The sequence below is a fragment of the Telluria sp. ZB4P37 genome, assembly GCF_059685855.1.
This window is the reverse complement of record NZ_JCASID010000034.1, coordinates 1-3566: the sequence shown is the minus strand read 5'-3', so window position 1 is coordinate 3566 and position 3566 is coordinate 1. Positions and strand designations below refer to the sequence as shown.

At 60.0% G+C, this 3566-nt stretch carries 6 protein-coding genes and 1 pseudogene; 5 read left to right on the top strand and 2 right to left on the bottom strand.

The annotated features are described in order from the left end of the window. Positions 1 to 217: 217 nt before the first annotated feature. The 5 genes and pseudogenes from AC56K1_RS22920 to AC56K1_RS22900 form a co-directional block, all read left to right on the top strand. Positions 218 to 712 (top strand): annotated as a pseudogene (locus AC56K1_RS22920) (DUF3375 family protein); the annotation flags it as partial. Between the two features lie 86 nt (positions 713 to 798). Beyond that, on the top strand, positions 799 to 1449 hold the full coding sequence (locus tag AC56K1_RS22915) for a DUF3375 family protein (protein WP_497160077.1): 651 nt from the start codon (positions 799 to 801) through the stop codon (positions 1447 to 1449). After that, the gene (locus tag AC56K1_RS22910; RefSeq protein ID WP_497160076.1) at positions 1442 to 2035 is read left to right on the top strand and encodes a DUF4194 domain-containing protein; all 594 of its coding nucleotides are present in this window, start codon (positions 1442 to 1444) and stop codon (positions 2033 to 2035) included. The genes AC56K1_RS22915 and AC56K1_RS22910 overlap by 8 nt, the downstream gene beginning before the upstream one ends. Continuing rightward, positions 2032 to 2250: a hypothetical protein gene (locus tag AC56K1_RS22905; RefSeq protein ID WP_497160075.1), complete on the top strand. Its 219-nt coding sequence runs from the start codon at positions 2032 to 2034 to the stop codon at positions 2248 to 2250. The genes AC56K1_RS22910 and AC56K1_RS22905 overlap by 4 nt, the downstream gene beginning before the upstream one ends. Then, the gene (locus tag AC56K1_RS22900; protein WP_497160078.1) at positions 2181 to 2876 is read left to right on the top strand and encodes a Wadjet anti-phage system protein JetD domain-containing protein; all 696 of its coding nucleotides are present in this window, start codon (positions 2181 to 2183) and stop codon (positions 2874 to 2876) included. The genes AC56K1_RS22905 and AC56K1_RS22900 overlap by 70 nt, the downstream gene beginning before the upstream one ends. 15 nt (positions 2877 to 2891) lie before the next feature. Here AC56K1_RS22900 and AC56K1_RS22895 read toward each other — a convergent pair whose 3' ends face one another. After that, positions 2892 to 3293 carry a DUF2061 domain-containing protein gene (locus AC56K1_RS22895; RefSeq protein ID WP_497160074.1) on the bottom strand — a complete coding sequence of 134 codons (402 nt, stop codon included), beginning with the start codon at positions 3291 to 3293 and terminating at the stop codon, positions 2892 to 2894. A 76-nt stretch (positions 3294 to 3369) separates the two neighbouring features. Then, positions 3370 to 3566, bottom strand: a 197-nt coding sequence (locus AC56K1_RS22890) for a hypothetical protein (RefSeq protein ID WP_497160073.1), incomplete at its 5' end; no start/stop codon positions are given.

Below are 3566 nucleotides of genomic sequence, written 5' to 3'. Positions count from 1 at the left end.
TTTGCGCCGATGATAGTGCTGCAACCAGTGTGAAAGTAGGTTATCGTCAGGCTAGTTATAAGCAAAACCCCACCAGGTGATCCTGGTGGGGTTTTTTGCGTTTACACGCTCTCTTCAGCAGCGTGTGCGAATGCGCGAATCTTTTCCGGACGGCGCACTCAGAACCGTCACACCGGTGAAGGGGGGCTGATCTGACTTTGTTTTTCGCTCCCATCCTCTGTCAAATCGCCCGACTCACAGTACAGTCATACTTCGGAAATACTATCCGCAAGGCCAAGACGAGCCGCACTATGACCTGAGCTCGTCAGCGGAACAGGCCATCGAGTGGCTCGACGCCCTGGGTCAGCGCGCTTTTATCGGTACCGAGTCGCGGTAGATGACCGTGTTTGATCTGCTTAAGCAGATCGTCGACGGCACCGAACTGAACCCGCGCACGCGCATCGAAGAACTACAGAAGTGCAAGGCCGCGATCGATGCCGAGATTGCCCAGATCGGGTAAGGCCGCCTCGACCTGATGGAGCCGACACAGGTGCGCGAGCGTTTCCTGCAGATGGCAGCCACCGCGCGCGAGCTGCTGTCAGATTTTCGTGCACTCGACCAGAATTTCCGCAGTCTGGACCGAAACGTACGCGAACAGATTGCGACCTGGGATGGAGGCAAGGGTGAATTGCTGCAGCAGGTGTTCGGCTGGCGTGACCTTATTGCCGATTCCGACGAAGGCCGCAGTTTCCGCGCGTTCTGGGATCTCCTGATGTCGCCGTCGCGCCAGGATAACTCAGCAAACTACTGGAGCGTGTCATGCAACTTGGACCAATTCGCGAACTGGAACCAGATGGCCGCCTCAGGCGCATCCATTACGACTGGCTCGAGGCCGGCGAAGTCACGCAGCGCACCGTGGCGCGCCTGTCCGGGCAGCTGCGCCGCTACCTGGACGACCAGGCCTGGATCGAGAACCGCCGCATCATGGAACTGATTCGCGGCGTCGAACAGAAAGCGTTGTCCTTACGTAGCCAGGTGCCTGAGGGAACGTTCGCCTCCATCGACGAACCTGCGCCGGCGATCGGCCTGCCGATGGAACGCCTGCTCTACAACCCGCCCTTCAAAGCCGAAATCCGCAACGTCACGATGGAAGACGCCACGGCGGACATCGTCAGCGACGCCCTGTTTGAGCAGGTCTACGTCGACCCGGCGCGCTTGCTGTCGAACATCCGGCGCGCACTGCAGGCCCGGAACCAGGTATCGCTCGCTGCGCTGGTCGCGGAACGCCCGATCGAGCAGGGCCTGGCCGAGCTGGCGACCTACCTGAAGCTGGCGACGCAAGAAGTCGCTGCGGTCATCGACGACGAGCGCAGCGAACTGGTGTCCTGGACCGACAGCGCCGGCCGCATGCGCCAGGCGTCGCTGCCACTTGTTATCTTTACCCTGCACGAGCAAACATCCGATGAATGACGACGACTGCCTGGGCCCTATCCTGGTACACCTGTTCCAGGGTGTGCTGTACCGCGAAAACGCCGCCGCACCCTGGCAAGCCCTGCTCGACCTGCAGGCACGCGTGCGCGACTACTGCGCCGTCATCGGCCTCGACCTGATCTTCGACGAAGCCGAAGGCCATGCCTACCTGCGCCAGCGTCCCCGATCAGCGGAAGAGCCGGACATGGCGCGCCTGGTCCAGCGGCGCCCGCTCAGCTTCCCCGTCAGCCTGATCCTGGTCCTGCTGCGCAAAAAGCTGGCCGAATTCGATGCGACCGGCGGCGATACCCGGCTGGTGGTGAGCCGTGAAGACATCGCAGAGCAAATGCGCCTGTTCCTGCCCGACACTGCGAACGAGGCACGTATGCTCGACCGCATGGAGACGCACCTCAACAAGGTCGTCGAGCTCGGTTTCCTGCGCCGCCTGCGAGGTCAGGACAGCCAATACGAAGTACGCCGCATCCTGAAAGCCTTCGTCGATGCGCAATGGCTTGACGAATTCGACAAGCGGCTCGACGCCTACGCCAGTCACACCGCATCCGCAATTGGAGAGGAAAGCGCATGAACGCACCGTCCGGCTTCCATCCACCTGCACAACCCCTTCAGGCGCAGTTCGACCTTGCCAGCCCAGGCGACGCAGCGCCCGATGTCCAGCCCGATGCCCGGCTGGACGCCCAGCCGCCGGAGGCGCCGGGTGACGCCGACCGGCGATTTATCTGCGCCAGCTCGACATCGAAGGCGTCGACAGCAAATTCATCGAGTCGCGCAAGGGATTGTTAACCGAACTGCTGGACCAGGTCATGCCGGCCGGGACGATACTGGCCAGTGCAACCGGGGTAAGCCAGTTCGAAAGCCGGTTCGGACTGCTATCCAAGCCGGCGCTGATCCGTTTCCGGATGCTCGATCCTGAGCATTTCATAGGCGGCCTGTCGGACCTGACAGTGCCGGTCGCACAATTCGCGACACTCGACACCAGGGTGCAACGGGTATTCGTTACCGAGAACGAGGTGAATGCGCTGGCGTTTCCCGCAGTGCGGTCGGGAATGGTGGTGTTCGGTGGCGGTTACGGGATCGACCGCCTCGCACAGATCGGCTGGCTCCGCGACAGGCAGGTGCTGTATTGGGGCGACATCGACACCCATGGTTTTGCGATCCTCGACCGCCTGCGCGCGAACCTGCCGCATGTGTGCTCGCTGCTAATGGACGATCGAACCTTCCACGCGCATGAGCGATTGTGGGGAGAAGAAGATCCCGACAAACGCTATACCGGCGATCTGCGACGACTCACGGATGCGGAACGGCGGCTCTTTCGCGAACTACGTGACAACATTCACGGCAAGCGACTGCGGATGGAGCAGGAGCGCATAGCTTACCAGTGGGCGCTGGCGGCGATCCGAAACGCTTGATCTCAGTTGCACAGCCTATACAGAAGCAAACTGATGTGAGCGCACAGCGTCCCACGCGCGGTCATGAAGCGGCAGCAGGATCACATTGCACACCGGCTCGAGTAATGCGGCGAGGCCACCCAAGGCCGCGGAGCCGGTTGCCCAGTACATGACCGCGAATGCGACACCAGCATGGAGGGCGGCTTGGCTCACTTTCTCAGCCGCGGCGAACCCAAACCGTCCGCATGCAGAGCCGTATATGAGTCTGATGTGGACCCACATATTTTCGTGAAAGGGCAGCAGGAGTACATTGATCACCGGCTCAATGAGGATCGCCAAGCCGCCGAACACGACCGAGCCTGTTACACCGTAGGCGATCACGAACGCAATCACCATATGAGTCCCCACCTGACTCAGTTTCTTCGCCGCTGCCGCCATTGTCCTGCTCCTTGATTAACTTGACGCGATGATAAGCATTCTCACATCATGTAAGAAGTAAATTATTTTTACTCTTTTAATAGTGATTAACTATCTGGTTTTGCAAAGCGCAGGTTTCCCGAATTTTTTCAGCTTGCGGATTTAGTGAGTAGTTGATATAGTTCTGCTCCTCCGACGCACACGCAGCTTCACGGCAGCGACAGCGAAGGAAACGAAGGGGTTGACGAGAAACGCAAAACGCCGCATACTCTCTCTTCTCTGCTGCTGACGAAC

Coding starts and splice junctions, on each gene's coding strand:
- AC56K1_RS22915 (WP_497160077.1), top strand. CDS start 799: ATGCAACTTGGACCAATTCGCGAACTGGAACCAGATGGCCGCCTCAGG.
- AC56K1_RS22910 (WP_497160076.1), top strand. CDS start 1,442: ATGAATGACGACGACTGCCTGGGCCCTATCCTGGTACACCTGTTCCAG.
- AC56K1_RS22905 (WP_497160075.1), top strand. CDS start 2,032: ATGAACGCACCGTCCGGCTTCCATCCACCTGCACAACCCCTTCAGGCG.
- AC56K1_RS22895 (WP_497160074.1), bottom strand. CDS start 3,293: ATGGCGGCAGCGGCGAAGAAACTGAGTCAGGTGGGGACTCATATGGTG.